Raw genomic sequence first — 15,876 nt, 5'->3', positions numbered from 1 at the left:
ATTGAGAATTTTTGGAATCAAGCTAAAAGACATTTGCGTAAATTTAATGGAATACAACAAAGAACATTTTCATTTATTTATTAAAGAATGTAAATTTAGATTCAACAATAAAGATATTGAAAAGCAATTAGAAATTATATATAATTTAGCAAAAAGGGATCTTTTTTAGCTATCTGTGCCAGCCCCTAAATTTTTAATAATAAAAAATGTATATATTTTTTTATTATTTATAATATATATACCGTAAATATTTATAGTAAATAAATAAAAACTATTTATATATTTTTTATGAATTTGACTTGATATTTAAGTTAAATGATATAGAATAATAATATTAAACAGGGGATTAATATGTCATTTGTTCATTTGCATGTACATACACAATACTCAATACTTGATGGAGCTTCCCGTATAAAATCTCTTTATTCAAAAAAAGATAAGAAGAAAAGATTGATTACAGGATTAATAGATAAAGCTGCAGAGTTCGGAATGCCGGGTATAGCTATAACAGATCATGGAAATATGTTCGGAGCTATGGAATTTTTTTCTGAAGCTAAGGATAAAGGAATCATACCTGTAATAGGATGCGAACTTTATGTTGCCCCTAAAACTAGATTTGATAAAAAACTTGAAAACACAGAAGAAAAAAGTGCTATGCATCTTATTATGCTTGCCAAAGATAAAGAGGGCTATGATAATTTATGCAAATTAGTAACTTTCGGATATACAGAAGGTTTTTACTACCGCCCTAGAGTTGATCATGAATTGATAGAAAAATATAATAAAGGATTAATTTGTCTTTCAGCATGTATGGGAGGCGAAATACCTATAGCTATAAGAAAAAAAGATTATAAACAGGCTTCAAAATTGGCTGAATATTATAAATCTATTTTCAAAGATGATTTTTATATAGAACTTCAGGATCATAATATTCCAGAAGAGAAGTCATTAAATAGTGCTTTATATAAATTGGCAAATCATCATAATGTAGAATTGGTTGTTACAAATGATGTTCATTATGTTTCAAAAGAAGATGCTAAGGCACATGAAATACTTTTAGCCATACAGACAAAATCTACTTTGGATTCTCCAAGAAGATATAAATTTCCAAGCAATGAATTCCATTTAAAAAGCGAAGAAGAGATGATGAAGTCATTTTCTAAGCTTCCTAAAGCATTTGAAAATACTGTAAAAATAGCAGAGAAATGCAGAGATTTGAATATAATTACAAAAACTTATTATATGCCTAACTATGAGCTTTCTAACGGCGAAACAGAAACGGAAGCACTTAGAAATATGTGTATAGACGGACTTAATAAATATTATAATAATAATATTCCTAAAGAGGCTATGGACAGACTTGAAATGGAATTAAATGTTATAGCTAAGATGGGTTTTGAGGGATATTTTCTTGTTGTTCAGGATTTTATAAATTATGCTAGAAATAATGATGTTGCAGTAGGTCCAGGAAGAGGAAGTGCAGCAGGTTCAATAGTTGCATTTGCTACAGGAATTACTAAAGTTAATCCTTTGGACTATAATTTGCTTTTTGAGAGATTTCTTAATCCTGAAAGAAAGAGTATGCCTGATATAGATGTAGACTTTCAAGATGATAAAAGAGAAGTAATAATAGATTATGTAAAAGAAAAATACGGCAAGGATAATGTTGCTCAGATTGCTACATTCGGTGCTTTGGGCGGACGATCTGTTATAAGAGATGTTTGCCGTGTTATGGGTATAGATTTGGCTACTGCAGACAGACTTGCTAAGGGAATACCTAATAATATAAGAGTAGTTGATATATATGATGATCCTGAGTGTGCTGAGTTTAGAAAAGAGATTGATAATAATAGAGAATTAAAAAATATGTATGAAATATCTGCAAGACTTGACGGATTAGTTAGGAATGTAGGGCTTCATGCTGCCGGTGTTATTATATCTTCAAAGCCTATTATGGATTTGGCTCCTGTATATCAGGATTCTAAAACAGGAATAAGAGCCTGCCAATATGAGATGAATTATGTTGAAAGTGCAGGACTTATAAAGATGGATTTTTTGGGCATTAAAAATTTGAGGCTTATAAAAGATGCTGTTAAAGATATAAAAGAAAGATATAGTATTGAAATAGATATAGATAATATTACTTTAGATGATGAATCTGTTTATGAAATATTTAGAAAAGCTGATACAGGAGGTATTTTTCAATTTGAAAGTCCCGGTATGCGTCAGATGCTTATAAATATTCAGCCTACAGTTTTTGATGATTTAGTTTCAAGCGTAGCATTATATCGTCCAGGTCCTCTTAACTCAGGAATGGATAAAGATTATGCTGATAGAAAAAATAAAAGAAAAGAAATAGTTTATAAGCATCCTGATTTAGAGCCTATACTTAAAGAAAGTCAGGGAGTGCTTATATATCAAGAGCAGATTATGGCTATAAGCAGAGTTATAGGAGGATTTACTGCTGCTGAAGCTGATGATTTGAGAAAAGCTATGGGTAAAAAAATAGCAGAGAAAATGAACTCTATGGAGGAAAAATTCATTAGCGGAGGACTTGAAAGAGGATATGATAAAGAGTTATTAACTTATTTATTTGATACTATGAAAGGTTTTGCAGAATACGGATTCAATAAATCTCACTCTGTATGCTATGCTTTAATAGCCTATCAGGAGGCTTATATAAAGGCTCATTATCCTATAGAGTATTATGTGGCTTTGCTTAATACCGTTATAGCTGATACTGATAAAATTTCTTTATATCTTAATGAAATCAAACAAAAAAATATAGATATAGTTACAGCAAATATATTTGAAAGCGATGCTTTGTTTTCTCAGAAAAATGGAAAGATAGTTTATGCTTTGCATGCTGTAAAAGGTGTGGGGCTTAATGCGGCTTTAACTATTCAGGAAGAAAGAGAAAAAAATGGTCAGTTTAAGAATTTAGAAGATTTTGTAAAAAGGGTTGATGTTCATTTGGTTAATAGAAAAGTTTATGAAACATTAATCAAATGCGGTGCTTTCTCTGAATTCGGACATACTGAAAGTGCATTGCTTAATTCTCTTGATGCAATATTGGCTCATGCTTCAAATTATCAAAAGGAAACTTTATCAGGTCAAACTATGCTTTTTGATTCTATGTCTGAAGATGACAGCGGAAGTGCTTCTTTAATCATAGAAAAACAGATTGAGTATTCAAATAATATTTTGATGGAAAATGAGAAAGAAGTTTTAGGTTTTTCATTAAGATATCATCCATTTGCAAGATATATTAGTAAGATTGATTATAAATATTTTAATACAACATTAGATATTGATAATTTGAAAGATAAAGATGAATTCATTCTTCCTTGTGTTGTTCTTTCAGTATCAGAATCTCTAACAAAGAAAAATACTCCTATGATTGCTTTGAAAGTTATGGATTTATTTAATGATTATATGTTCTATATTACTGCTAATAATCAAATAGAAAAATTTAAAGATATGCTTGAAGAACATACTGGTATATTGATAAAAGGAAGAAGAGATAAAAACAGATTTTCTGAAAAGATATATAATAATATAGTTGATATTAAATTATTAGATTCTTATTTGAAAGATAAAAATCTAACATTAAAAGAAGTTAAAAGAGATAATATAAAAAGAGATAATATTTCAGAGCATAAGCATATAAAAACAAATAATGATGATCCATTTAAAAATGAATATAAAAATGATATTAAACGCTCTGATAATATAGTTTCTAATGCAGCATTTATAAATAAACCTAATAATAGTATAGCTGTAAGACATACTAATAGCGGTAAGAAGCAGTTAGCATTATATGTGAATAAAAATATATTTGATGATATGGATTTATTATGTCTTCAAAATGCTATATCTTCAAACCCAGGAGATTATACTATTTTCCTAAAATTAAAATCAGAAAACGGTACTGAGGTATTCAAGATAGGAGAAGATTATAAAGTTAATCCTAATCAGAAATTTTTAGATGAGACTAAAAGTGCTTTAAGATCTTTAATAGAAATTGAGTATGCTTAAAAATTAAATAATCTTTGATTTGTATGTATTATTATTATATTTTTATATAATAATAGAGAGTATAATATTTATGAAAAATATTTTTATTTTTTGATATTATAAATATACTGCTGTAAAAAAATGAAATAATTATAAATGATACAGAATATCTTAATCTTATGATACTAATAAAAGTTATGAAAAGCAGTTGATTATTTTTATCAGAATATTGTTTATGATAAAACTTATAAATATTAGGCTGAATACTATAAAAGATTTAAATACTATACCTATATGATTAACTAATGCATATATAAAAAATAACTTTTCAAGATGAAAGCAAATATAAAACGGATAAATATAATTGTCATATAGCGGGTACTTCTACATACTATGCTTTATACAGAAAAAATATTGATAAAAATTATATACTGCTGATAGATAAAATAAGAAGAACTAATTCTAATTCTGTTATTGTTTATAATGATAAAACAGCTGATACTAAAAAGAATTATATTTATTATATTACAGCATTAGACAGACTGCATAATGAAAGTATGCCTTTAACCATTAGCAATAAATAATTAATTTAAGAATATAATTGTTTTCTTTTATTATCTATTAATCCCATTAAATCCCTTACTTCATATAAAGTTTTTTCAGCAGTTTCTGAAGCTTTTTCGGCGCCTTCCTTTAATACATCATAAACGTAATCTTTATCATTAGAATATTTATTTATATTCTCTCTAATAGGTGCTAATTCATCATTTATATTTTTTGCAAGCATTCTTTTACATTGTACGCAGCCTATAGAAGCATTCTTACATCCTTCATAAACTTCATTTTTTTCTTCTTCGCTTGAAAAAATTTTATGATAGCTATAAACATTGCATATATCAGGATTTCCAGCATCAGTTTTAAGTTTTCTATTTGTATCAGTAACAGCTTTCTGCATTATTAACTTTTCAGTTTCTTCAGCTGTTAAAGATAATGATATATGATTATTCAAAGATTTACTCATTTTATTTTTGCCGTCTAAACCTAATATTCTTAAAACTTTTCCATGATATGTATCAGGCTCTTTGAAATATTCGCCGTATCTGTTATTAAACTTTCTTACTATCATTCTGGTAAGTTCTACATGCTGTTCCTGATCTTCTCCTACAGGTACAATATCAGGGTGATAAAGCAAAATATCTGCAGCCATTAGAGAAGGGTAGGTTAGCAGTGCTGCATTTATATTTTCTTCATTTTTTCTTGATTTATCTTTATACTGAGTCATTCTTTCAAGTTCTGCTACAGGAATAATCGAATTAAATATCCAAGCAAGTTCAGTATGTGCTTTCACATCAGATTGCACAAATATAGAACATTTTTTAGGGTCTAATCCTGATGCTAAATATTCTACAGCTGCATCCATTATCCTTTTTTGCATTTGAGATACATCATATTCAACTGTTATGGCATGATAATCAACTATGCAAAAAAATCCGTAATAATCATCAAGTATATCAGCCCAATTTTTTAAAGCCCCTAAATAGTTTCCAATATGAAGAGAACCAGTGGGCTGTATTCCGCTTAGCATAACTTTTTTTGACATATTTTTTAACTCCGTTTTTATTATTGCTATATTATCTAGCCTTATGACTTAATAAATAAAACTAAACATCTAAAGTGCTTCGGTTTTACTTTTTATTATAAATAACAAAAATTCTAAATACTCTGATATTTTATTCTGCTTTTATATTAGCAATCAAAAAACCTTCTTCGCTTGTTTTTAAATCGCTTACATCTATATATATTAATCTCTTATCTTCTGTTTCTATTAATAATTTTTTACTTAATGGATTCAAATTTTTTATAACAGCAGGTACATTATTAAATATTAATTTAGTGCCTACTTTAGGAAGTTCTTTTTTAAGAGAGCAGTACGCTTTATATTCATGAGCCAAACAGCACATAAGTCTTCCGCATTGTCCTGATATTTTTACTGTATTAAGAAGCATTCCCTGTTCTTTTGCCATTTTTATTGTTATAGTTTCAAATTTTCCTTTTATAACTTTACAGCATAATTCTCTTCCGCATATTCCGCATCCGCCTATAGATCTTGCCTCATCTCTTACGCCTATTTGTCTTAATTCTATTCTTGTTTTGAAATGTGCAGCTAAATCTTTAACTAATTCTCTAAAATCTATTCTCTCTTCAGCAATAAATTCAAATAATAGTTTTGCTCTATCCAAAAAATAATATGAGCTTATTAACTTTAAATCTAAATTATGATTGCTTACTTTTTCTTTGCATATTTTAAATGCTTCAGATGCATCTTCCATATTAGTTTTATACTGTTCTAAATCTTTTTCATCAGCTATTCTTACAATATTAAATATTTTATTTTTATTATTTTTTAATCTTATATTGTTATTTTCTTCTGCAGCAGCCATATCTTTTAATTCTTCAGATATTTCTTCTTCATTTATGTTTTCATTATCTTCTTGAATTTCTTCATTGCTGTTAGATGTTATTTCAGAATGATTTTCTGCTTCTAATAAATCTATATCTATATCTTCAAAGTTAAGCACATGTCCTATTTCTATGCCTTCATCAGTTTCTATGACACATGAATCTTTTATTTTTACATTATTTATATGCAGATGCTCAAATTTTGCTATATTAGAACCCCTAAACTTTATATGGGCTATATTTTTAATCATTATATTCTATGCTCCATTATTAATTGATTATAAATTTATAAGCTATTACATTTTATTTTTAAGTTGATATTATTGCAAGTATTATTTTTTGTAATAATAAAAAAAATATATATTATAATTTATTATTTAATTATGAATTATCAATAATAAATAATTTTTATTAACAGAAAGTTGATAAATATTTTATATAATATATTATATAGAATAGTTATATATTTGCAGTTTGTTATGAAATTATTTATATTATTTCCTTTATTTTTTTCTATGTTGTCATGCTTAACTTCTCCTGAAATTTATTTAAATAATAATGCATTATATTGGAAAGATTCTGTAAGAAATAAAATAGCATCTGATATTTATCAAAATATTTATAGATTTGATGAAAATGGAAATATTGATTTTTTTGTATATGGTTATAAAACTAAAATTAAATATAAACTATTTTTGATGAAGGAAGCTAATGAAGCTTTTTATTATAAGAACTCTACATTAAAAAATTATATTGTAGAAAGTCTGCCTGCATTTAATTTGTATAGAGATGCATTGACAAAAAATAATAATAATATGCTTTATGTTAATAACTATTTTTCTAAAGATTTTAAAAATAGAAGTATTTATTTACCTATAGGATTAATGGTAAAAGATAATAATTTATATATAGCAAAAAGCTACGGCGAAGATTATAAGGCTAGATTATTCCATTGGCTTATCAAAAATGGATACGGCTCTCCTAAAGATTGGGTTCCAGCTATAAATGTGAATTGGCTGTCTTATCCTATACCTATAGAACATGAAATTGATTGGAATAGTTTAGAAATCATTGGTCAATTGTATTAAATGTTTTATATTTTATAGTTTATAGTTATAATATGCTATTTATTATTATATAATATAGTTATTTATTCTCATTTATTTTTTTTATGTATAAATTTAAAATATATAAAAAAATTAAGGAGAATGAATGAATAATAGTTATTTTTATGATGAAGTTTCAAATAAATATATAAAACCAAAAAAAATAGGGGAGATTTACTCTGCAGTATCACATAGTGCAGGTGCTTTGCTTGGGGCAGCAGGACTTGTTCTTATGCTCATAAAGAGTAATTCTAATCCTATTCCAATAATAATTTACGGCATTGGAATAATATTTCTATATACATTTAGTTCTCTATATCATTTTTTTCCAGACGGTAAAGTTAAGCAGTTATTTAGAAAATTCGATCATATAGGAATATATATATTTATAGCAGCAACTTATACGCCTTTATGCATATTTTCACTGCCTAAAAATGTCGGAATATTAATTTTATCAGTTATATGGTCTTGTGCTTTTATAGGCATACTATCCAATACGATTATTAAATATAAAAGTCTAGTATTAAGACTTGTACTTTATATATTTATGGGCTGGATTATCATATTTGCTTTTAAGCCTTTAATAAATAGTTTTGATGTTTTGCATTTGAATTGGCTTATATGGGGCGGAATATTCTATACGATAGGTGCTTTTTTATATGCATTAGGAAAAAGATATAATGATAAGTCTAAACAGTTTACTCATGATATTTTTCATATATTTGTATTAATGGGCTCTTTTTCGCATTATTGGTTTTTGTATAGTTATGTTATAAATTAACTGCTTTACTTTTTTAAGTTTTTCTATATGATATTTATCATAATAATATTATGAGGTTATTATGGTTAAAATTATAGATATAGAAGAATTTTTAAAATTACAAATTAATTATAAACTTCCTATAATAGATGTTCGTTCGCCTATAGAGTATAATCATGCCCATATTCCGAATGCTCATAATATATACTTGTTTAATGATGAAGAGAGAAAAGATGTAGGCACTATTTATAAGCAGGTAGGCAGAAAAGAGGCTGTATTAAAGGGATTGGAATATGTATCTGTAAGAATGACTGATATACTCAAGTCTATCGATAATATATCAAAAGAATATGATTCTGATAATAAAATACTTATTCATTGCTTTAGAGGTGGAATGCGAAGCGAATCTGTTGCTTGGTTATGCTCAAGCTATGGATATGAAGTTTATTTACTTAAAGGAGGGTATAAGAGATATAGAAATTATGTATTGGATTCTTTTAATAAAGATTATAGAGTATATCTGCTTACTGGAAAAACAGGAAGCAAAAAAACTTTAATATTAAATAAATTAAAATCTTTAGGACATAATACTGTAGATTTGGAAAAAATAGCCAAGCATAAAGGTTCTGCTTTCGGGTGGATAAATGAAGGAGAACAGCCCGCTCAGGAGCAATTTGAGAATAATTTATCTTATGAATTATTAAAATATGATTCTAATTCTATTATTTGGCTTGAAGATGAAAGTATGCTTATAGGCAAAAGAGCAATACCAAAGCCTTTATTCGACAAAATGAGAAATGCTGAAAAAATAATATATTTGGATATGCCTAAGGAGTTTAGGGCTCAGTATATACTTGATACTTATGGTAAATATGATATTGATGATTTGAAAGAGTCTGTAATAAAGATAAAAAAGCGTTTGGGGGGCGAAAGATTAAAGGAGTCTTTAGAGTTTCTTGATAATGGAAATATATATGAATGCATACTTAATATGCTTTACTATTATGATAGGGCATATAAACTTAGTATAAATAGAGATAATTTATTAACTATAGAATGCAAAGATAATGATGCTGATAATATTATTAAATTAATTTTAAGTAAAATCTAAATTAAACTTTTTATATTAACAAAAAAAGCTACGGTAAATAATTACCATAGCTTTTTTATTTTTCTTTTTTATTTAAAGATTAAAATGATTCAAAACCTTCAGAAGTGTCTTTAGAAGTATCAAATGTATTTCCAAATTCATTATCTTTTACAGTTTTATTTGAAACCTGAGGTGCTTTTTCTTCATAATGCTTTTTAATAGGGCTTTTCAACTCTGGTTTATTATTAACAGGACTTTTCAATTCTGCTTTTTTAACAGGGCTTTTTAATTCTGGTTTTTTAGCTGCAGGTTTATGTTCTTGCAGAGTTTTTTTATCTGAATCTTTTTTATCTTCAGTTTTAACTTTGATTTCTTTTTTATGGTTCTTCAATTTGAAGAACTCCATAGCAGATAATAAAGTTTCAGCCTGAGAAAGTAAAGTTTCAGAAGTAGCAGAAGTTTCTTCTACTAAAGCAGCATTTTGCTGAGTTGTCATATCCATTTGACTTACAGCAATATTAACTTGATCAACTCCTGCCTGCTGTTCCATAGCGGTAGCACTTAAATCCTGCATAATTTTTGCAGTTTCTTCTATTTGAATTCTTAAATTATTGAATATTTCTTTAGATTCTCTGGCAGTTTCAGTAGCAGCCGCAATTTTTTCTTCGGAATCAGCAACTAATACAGTAATGTCTTTAACAGAAGTTTGAGTTGTCTGAGCTAAGTTTCTTACTTCAGAAGCAACAACAGCAAAGCCTCTTCCTTGTTCTCCTGCACGTGCAGCTTCAACAGCAGCATTAAGAGCAAGTATATTTGTTTGGAATGCTATATTTTCAATTATTTTAGTAATAGCACTAATTTTAGAACTTGATTCATATACAGCTTCAATATTTTGTGTACTTTCTTCAATAACTCTTCCAGCCTCATCAATAGCTTTTTTAGAATTAATCATCATATTATTGCCTTCCAAAGTATGTTCAGCAGATGATTTTATTGTAGAAGCAATTTCTTCCATTGAAGAAGCAGTTTCTTCAAGTCCTGAAGCCTGATTTTCTGTTCTATTTGATAAGTCTATATTGCTTTGATTAAGCTCATCAACAGATGCTCTTAATATATAGGCATTATCATATACTAATCTTACTTTTTCATTTAATCTATCTAAAATATGTACAACTGAAACAGCCATTTCTCCAAATTCATCTTTTCTATTTTTGAATTGCTGCGGCACATCCCAGCTAATATCTCCGTTTGAAAGTATTTCTAAATTTTGACTTAAACTTCTCAAAATACTTGTTATACTATGCATATATAATATTAAAATTATAGATGTAACAATGAGTGTTATCAATGTGCCGATAAAAGCATATAATTTCATAATACTTACATAATTAAATAACTCTCCTTGCTCCATACTCATAACAACAGACCAGCCTGATATCGGCTCTTTATTAAAAGTACATATTGATTCTGCACCATTAAAAGGAGATTTGTATTCATAATATCCTGATTCGTTTTCGCTGGCATATTTAATAAAATCAGCATTTCTTAAAACTTCATTTCTTACATGAGAAGGAACAGGGTCAGCAATTACATATTTGTCAGTATCAATAATAAATGGGTGTCCTGTATTTCCTGATTTTACTAAATTTAGTTCTTTATCTATAAACCCTAACCAGTCAAACATTGTTGATAATGAACCTATTACATTCCCATTAGAATCTTTTATAGGCGAAAAAATTTTAACTACATATTTATTTTTATCAGCAGGGTGAGGATCTGCTGTTTTATGTACAGTTGATTGTCCTGCCATAATTTTCTGCCATATAGGCGTACCGCTGAAATTTCTTGTATTTGGAGAATTAACAATTTGATCATCTAAACTATCAGCTATCGCATTCCCATTTTTATCAAAAACTACAAGACCTTCTATATTGATATTGTTTTGAACTATATTTTTTAGGCTTGCTTTAAGAATATTTTTATTTTCCTCTGTTTCATTCAGAAGAAAATCTGTTAATTGTGTATATCCTTTGGCAAGGGCTTCTGATGTATATATAGACTGTGTTAGCCATACATTTATCATTCTACTATATACTTTAGCAGTTGATTCAAATCCGAATATAGCAGAACTTCTAATTCCTTTAGCAGCTATATTGATGAGAATTACAACTAAAATGGTTGTCATAATAGTGACTAAAAGTATTATAATAGATGGAAGTTTCACTTTCAAAGATTGTAATTTCTTCATTATTTTTTAACTCCAAATGATTTTTTAAAAAATTATATACAATATAACAATATTTCTTTTATTAAGTCAATATTTATTTTTTATATTATTCCTATTATCGAATATTTTTTTATAAAAAATACTGTTTTTATAGAATTTAATTAATTATTTTTTATTTTCTGCTTCGCTTTTTCTTATATATAACGGCAGTAAATTAAAAACATCATCAAGATTATTAGACTTTATTTTTGGTATTGATAACTTTATGATATTTGAGGCTTTTATTATATTAAATGAATTTTCTAAAATTTTTATATTGTATTTTTTCAAATTTTCTATAAAATATTCTTTATTTTTATAGAAACCGTCTCCGCATAGGGTAATATTTTCTATTTTATTTTCATTTTCTATATAAGAGATGAGTATATCAATGAATTCCTGATAAGTTAAATCTAAATTTTCTTTTAATTTTTTATTATCAAAATATATATTAGTATAAATGCTTCCTTTTCTAGCATCTATCATACTTGCTTTTATACCATTAAAATTTTTTATATTTTCATATAAAGCCTCTAAGCTTGAAATTCCTATTATAGGTATTTTTCTAGCATAACATATTGTCTTTACCGTTGAAAATGCTATTCTTAATGCTGTAAAAGAGCCAGGACCTATTCCTAATGCTATATAATCTATTTTTTCAAGCGAAATATTATTTTCTTCAAAAAATTTTTCTAAGGCTGGAAGTATTTCTTCATTATGATTTTTTACATTTTCTTTATTATATTCAATTACAGAGCCTTCATCTTTTTGCAATGCTATAGAGAAACTGCTGGATACCGTATCAAATGCTAATATATTCATGACATTAAATCTAATACTAATCCTTTAAGCCTCATAACCTTATTTGCTATGGCTATATGATTTTTTTGTTCTGACATTATTAATCTGTATAATGAATCAAGTTCTTCATTTATCTTTGAAACAACCTGATATTCTCTTCCTCTTTTCATATACGAAGATACTACTCTTATTCTATAGGCATCTTTTACTAATTTATCTGTTAATGATCTTATTAAATCTCTAAATTTTTGAAAATCTTTCATATTGGCACTTTTTTCTAATATATTTCCTGCATCATATATCTGCTTTTTTAATTCATTTAATTCATAGGAATATCTTTTTATTTCTTTTTCTTCTTCAAGCATTGCTGCAAACGGAGATGATGATACAGCATTTTTCATAGACATCTGCATCATAGAAGCGTCCTGCGATGTCATTAATATGCTATTTAAATTCATTTCTCTATTTCTTCTTTCCTGAACTCTCATTTTTCTTTCTCCATAATTTGTATGAGTTATGTTAACTAAGTATATTATGTTAACTTAACATAGTTTATATAAAATTTCAATATATTATAAATCGTATTTTTATTATTTTGCTTTATTATTTTATTTTTTATTATTAATTTTGATATTTTTATTATTAATTTATTATATTTTATTATTAATTTTTTATAATTGAAAAAAAAATTAAAAGACTTATAATTTATAAGGCAGGTATTTTATGTGCAGAGATGAAATATTAAATAAATATAATACTATAAAAAACAATATTAATACTATAAAGCAGAAATATAATATTGATTATGATATAAATATAATAGCAGTAAGCAAATATTCTTCTATTGAAACTATAAAGGAATTTCTATCCTTAAACATAGATTTGCCTTTAGCTGAGAGTAAGGCTCAAAGTTTAAGAGATAGGGTAGGGGAGATAGAGAAATTTAAAAATAATGTTAAATGGCATTTCATAGGGCGAATACAGTCAAATAAAGTAAAATATATAGTAAAATATTCTGACTTAATACAAAGTGTAGATTCCATTGAAATAGCTGAATATATAAATAAAGAGGCGGCTAAAAATAATAAAATACAGAATATATTATTACAATTTAATATAAGCAATGAAGAACAAAAAGGCGGATTTGATATTAATTCTTATATAGATGTATATGATAATATTTCAAAAATGTCTAATATATCGGTAAAGGGTTTGATGGGTATGGCTGAATATAGTAAAAATTCTATCCTTATAGAGGAAGAATTTGAAAAATTAAATAGAGTGTATAAAGATATAAATTTAAAATATAATAATACTTTATCTATACTTTCTATAGGTATGTCATCAGATTATGAACTTGCTGTAAAACATGGTTCTAATATGGTAAGAATAGGAAGCAGTTTTTTGGGCTCTTATTGAAAAAATTATAATATTTTAGGATTTTTTAATATGTCATTAAATTTTGAAAAATTAGAAAAATCAATTAAATCATTAGAAAAATCTATTAATGTTTATAATTTATATAAAGATGATAAAAATATTGATTTGGTTAATACTATATCTTCAGGAATAATACAAAATTTTGAAATAGCTTATGAAAACAGTTGGAAATTAATGGCTAAGTGGTTAGATGAAAATGTTTCATCAGATTCCTCGCATAAGACTACAAGAAAAGGATTGTTTAAACTGGCTGGTGAATATTTTTTAATAGATAATGTTGAAATTTGGATAGAATTTCACAATTCAAGAAATAATACTTCACATAGATATTCTGATGAATTATCAAATGAAGTGATGAAGTATGCTTTAAAATTTCCAATATATGCTAAAGCTCTTTTAGAGAACCTAAAGGAAAGAAGATAATGGAAATAATATAATGCAAATAAAGTAAAGTAAGGTAAATAAAGTAATGATATCTATACCAAATAATGATGCAGAAGTAATAAATAAAATTTTATCTGATAATATAAAGTTAGGAACTGTTTATGCTTTCGGCTCAAGATATAAACATACCAATAGAAAATATTCGGATTTAGATTTGGCTGTTGATTTAAATAGAAAGATGACTATAAATGAAATAGAAAATTTAAAATATGATTTTGAAGAAAGTGATTTAGCTTATAGGGTGGATATTATCGATTATAATAATATAAGCGATGATTTTAGAAAAATAATAGATTTAGGAAAAGAAATTATATTTACTAGCAAGATTTTATAGTGTTTTTAATTATTTTGACATATTTATAAATATAAATTATAAATACAGCATATTGTAAATGATATTTCTTATTGAAAACGTCTAGGTCTTTCTATTGTTATTAAATAATTCCAAACATAATAAAATATAGTATCTTCTGTTGTGAAATTTTCTACAGCTTCATCTTTTTTTAATTTAAGCATAGCATTAGAAAAAGCCTCATATTTTTGTAATTCTTCTATTTTTAATGATAATTCATCTGTATGAGCTTTTACTTTATACATAAGTTCCACAGGTAAGTTTCTTTCATAATCTTTACTAGTTAAAGTTTCAAGAGAATATTCTATTTTATCAGGTGTTATTCTAGCTGATATTTCATATTCTTTCTGAGCCTCAGCATCAAGTATATTATCAGTCCAAGTATAGAACTCATTAATCCATTCTTTATACATATTACCGTATTTATCAGAGTTTAATGTATAATCATTTTTTATATCATTAGGAAGTATATTCAAAAAATTTTTATACCTTTGTCTCATAGCATATATTGATCCGCCGTCATTTTGGCAGGCTGCAAGTATTATTATTAAAGTTAATATTAAAAGCATTATTTTTTTCATTAGTAAATATCCGTAATTATTATTTTTATATTTGATGATGAATTATTATACTATAGTATATAATAAACTTCAATATATAATAAGATTTAATATATTACATTTATAAATTTAATAAATTTATTAAAAAAAATAAGTATTATATATTTATTCAGTTTATAGTTAATTATAGCTAAAATAAAAAAAATATATGTGTAAGTTAACATAATATACATTATAGTTATAATTTAGCCCCAATATATAACGGTGATGAATATACAGTTGAATATATAACAAAAACTTTTATAAAAATAATAGGAAAAGGTATGTATAATATAAAATCTCAAAATTTTCATAATAAAGAAAATAATTTATTATTATTAGATTCTTCTTTAGTTAGAAAAGAACTTAAATGGAAAGAATTATTTTCTATAGATAATGCTATTAAGGAAACTGCAAATTGGTATAGAGAATATCTGAATAATACTAGTTTATCAGATATTACTAGTTTGCAAATAGAAAAGTATAAGCAGAGCAGAGCAGAGCAGAGCAGAGCAGAGCAGAGCAGAGCAGAGCAGAGCAG

The 15,876-nt window shown here is 26.2% G+C and carries 13 protein-coding genes and 2 pseudogenes; 9 read left to right on the top strand and 6 right to left on the bottom strand.

Annotation, left to right across the window (positions count from 1 at the left end; translation table 11 throughout):
* Positions 1 to 169: pseudogene (locus QZ288_RS10815) on the top strand (IS1595 family transposase); the annotation flags it as partial.
* Positions 170 to 351: 182 nt separating this feature from the next.
* Positions 352 to 4,038 carry a DNA polymerase III subunit alpha gene (dnaE, locus tag QZ288_RS10810; RefSeq protein ID WP_295158762.1) on the top strand — a complete coding sequence of 1,229 codons (3,687 nt, stop codon included), beginning with the start codon at positions 352 to 354 and terminating at the stop codon, positions 4,036 to 4,038.
* A 568-nt stretch (positions 4,039 to 4,606) separates the two neighbouring features.
* Here dnaE and trpS read toward each other — a convergent pair.
* Together trpS and ricT are read right to left on the bottom strand one after the other, a co-directional pair.
* Positions 4,607 to 5,617: a tryptophan--tRNA ligase gene (gene trpS, locus QZ288_RS10805; RefSeq protein WP_295158761.1), complete on the bottom strand. Its 1,011-nt coding sequence runs from the start codon at positions 5,615 to 5,617 to the stop codon at positions 4,607 to 4,609.
* A 130-nt stretch (positions 5,618 to 5,747) separates the two neighbouring features.
* Positions 5,748 to 6,728, bottom strand: coding sequence for a regulatory iron-sulfur-containing complex subunit RicT (gene ricT / locus QZ288_RS10800; RefSeq protein WP_295158760.1), 981 nt, complete (start codon positions 6,726 to 6,728; stop codon positions 5,748 to 5,750).
* Between the two features lie 228 nt (positions 6,729 to 6,956).
* Between ricT and QZ288_RS10795 the strand changes: the two genes are divergently transcribed.
* The 3 genes from QZ288_RS10795 (at position 6,957) to mnmH (ending at position 9,454) form a co-directional block, all read left to right on the top strand.
* Positions 6,957 to 7,565 carry a hypothetical protein gene (locus QZ288_RS10795; RefSeq protein ID WP_295158759.1) on the top strand — a complete coding sequence of 203 codons (609 nt, stop codon included), beginning with the start codon at positions 6,957 to 6,959 and terminating at the stop codon, positions 7,563 to 7,565.
* Between the two features lie 124 nt (positions 7,566 to 7,689).
* A complete protein-coding gene (locus QZ288_RS10790; protein ID WP_295158757.1) occupies positions 7,690 to 8,364 on the top strand; it encodes a hemolysin III family protein in 675 nt (224 codons plus the stop codon).
* A gap of 61 nt (positions 8,365 to 8,425) precedes the next feature.
* A complete protein-coding gene (mnmH, locus tag QZ288_RS10785) occupies positions 8,426 to 9,454 on the top strand; it encodes a tRNA 2-selenouridine(34) synthase MnmH (protein WP_295158755.1) in 1,029 nt (342 codons plus the stop codon).
* Between the two features lie 79 nt (positions 9,455 to 9,533).
* Here the strand turns inward: mnmH and QZ288_RS10780 are convergent, their stop codons facing one another.
* The 3 genes from QZ288_RS10780 to QZ288_RS10770 form a co-directional block, all read right to left on the bottom strand.
* Entirely contained in the window at positions 9,534 to 11,681 is a 2,148-nt protein-coding gene (locus QZ288_RS10780) for a methyl-accepting chemotaxis protein (protein WP_295158753.1), read from the bottom strand.
* Positions 11,682 to 11,825: 144 nt separating this feature from the next.
* Positions 11,826 to 12,521, bottom strand: coding sequence for a tRNA (adenosine(37)-N6)-threonylcarbamoyltransferase complex dimerization subunit type 1 TsaB (tsaB, locus tag QZ288_RS10775; RefSeq protein ID WP_295158751.1), 696 nt, complete (start codon positions 12,519 to 12,521; stop codon positions 11,826 to 11,828).
* Positions 12,518 to 12,988 (bottom strand): YaaR family protein, encoded by a 471-nt coding sequence (locus QZ288_RS10770; RefSeq protein WP_295158749.1) that lies wholly within the window; start codon positions 12,986 to 12,988, stop codon positions 12,518 to 12,520. Before QZ288_RS10770 ends, tsaB begins: the two co-directional genes overlap by 4 nt.
* A 235-nt stretch (positions 12,989 to 13,223) precedes the next feature.
* Between QZ288_RS10770 and QZ288_RS10765 the strand changes: the two genes are divergently transcribed.
* The 3 genes from QZ288_RS10765 to QZ288_RS10755 are packed head-to-tail and all read left to right on the top strand — an operon-like array spanning position 13,224 to position 14,718.
* The gene (locus QZ288_RS10765; protein WP_295158747.1) at positions 13,224 to 13,919 is read left to right on the top strand and encodes a YggS family pyridoxal phosphate-dependent enzyme; all 696 of its coding nucleotides are present in this window, start codon (positions 13,224 to 13,226) and stop codon (positions 13,917 to 13,919) included.
* A gap of 30 nt (positions 13,920 to 13,949) precedes the next feature.
* On the top strand, positions 13,950 to 14,363 hold the full coding sequence (locus QZ288_RS10760) for an HI0074 family nucleotidyltransferase substrate-binding subunit (protein WP_295158745.1): 414 nt from the start codon (positions 13,950 to 13,952) through the stop codon (positions 14,361 to 14,363).
* 46 nt (positions 14,364 to 14,409) lie between these two features.
* Complete coding sequence (locus QZ288_RS10755) at positions 14,410 to 14,718, top strand: nucleotidyltransferase domain-containing protein (RefSeq protein WP_295158743.1); 309 nt, start codon at positions 14,410 to 14,412, stop codon at positions 14,716 to 14,718.
* Between the two features lie 68 nt (positions 14,719 to 14,786).
* On the opposite strand, the gene QZ288_RS10750 is transcribed toward QZ288_RS10755, so the two are convergent.
* Entirely contained in the window at positions 14,787 to 15,317 is a 531-nt protein-coding gene (locus QZ288_RS10750; RefSeq protein WP_295158741.1) for a hypothetical protein, read from the bottom strand.
* Positions 15,318 to 15,619: 302 nt separating this feature from the next.
* On the opposite strand from QZ288_RS10750, the pseudogene QZ288_RS10745 reads away from it, so the two are divergent.
* A pseudogene (locus tag QZ288_RS10745) lies at positions 15,620 to 15,876 on the top strand (hypothetical protein); the annotation flags it as partial.

This window comes from uncultured Brachyspira sp., from assembly GCF_910578695.1.
In the GTDB taxonomy this organism is placed as follows: Bacteria; Spirochaetota; Brachyspiria; order Brachyspirales; family Brachyspiraceae; genus Brachyspira.
This window is presented reverse-complemented; position numbering and strand designations above follow the sequence as displayed.

Coding starts and splice junctions, on each gene's coding strand:
- dnaE (WP_295158762.1), top strand. CDS start 352: ATGTCATTTGTTCATTTGCATGTACATACACAATACTCAATACTTGAT.
- trpS (WP_295158761.1), bottom strand. CDS start 5,617: ATGTCAAAAAAAGTTATGCTAAGCGGAATACAGCCCACTGGTTCTCTT.
- ricT (WP_295158760.1), bottom strand. CDS start 6,728: ATGATTAAAAATATAGCCCATATAAAGTTTAGGGGTTCTAATATAGCA.
- QZ288_RS10795 (WP_295158759.1), top strand. CDS start 6,957: ATGAAATTATTTATATTATTTCCTTTATTTTTTTCTATGTTGTCATGC.
- QZ288_RS10790 (WP_295158757.1), top strand. CDS start 7,690: ATGAATAATAGTTATTTTTATGATGAAGTTTCAAATAAATATATAAAA.
- mnmH (WP_295158755.1), top strand. CDS start 8,426: ATGGTTAAAATTATAGATATAGAAGAATTTTTAAAATTACAAATTAAT.
- QZ288_RS10780 (WP_295158753.1), bottom strand. CDS start 11,681: ATGAAGAAATTACAATCTTTGAAAGTGAAACTTCCATCTATTATAATA.
- tsaB (WP_295158751.1), bottom strand. CDS start 12,521: ATGAATATATTAGCATTTGATACGGTATCCAGCAGTTTCTCTATAGCA.
- QZ288_RS10770 (WP_295158749.1), bottom strand. CDS start 12,988: ATGAGAGTTCAGGAAAGAAGAAATAGAGAAATGAATTTAAATAGCATA.
- QZ288_RS10765 (WP_295158747.1), top strand. CDS start 13,224: ATGTGCAGAGATGAAATATTAAATAAATATAATACTATAAAAAACAAT.
- QZ288_RS10760 (WP_295158745.1), top strand. CDS start 13,950: ATGTCATTAAATTTTGAAAAATTAGAAAAATCAATTAAATCATTAGAA.
- QZ288_RS10755 (WP_295158743.1), top strand. CDS start 14,410: ATGATATCTATACCAAATAATGATGCAGAAGTAATAAATAAAATTTTA.
- QZ288_RS10750 (WP_295158741.1), bottom strand. CDS start 15,317: ATGAAAAAAATAATGCTTTTAATATTAACTTTAATAATAATACTTGCA.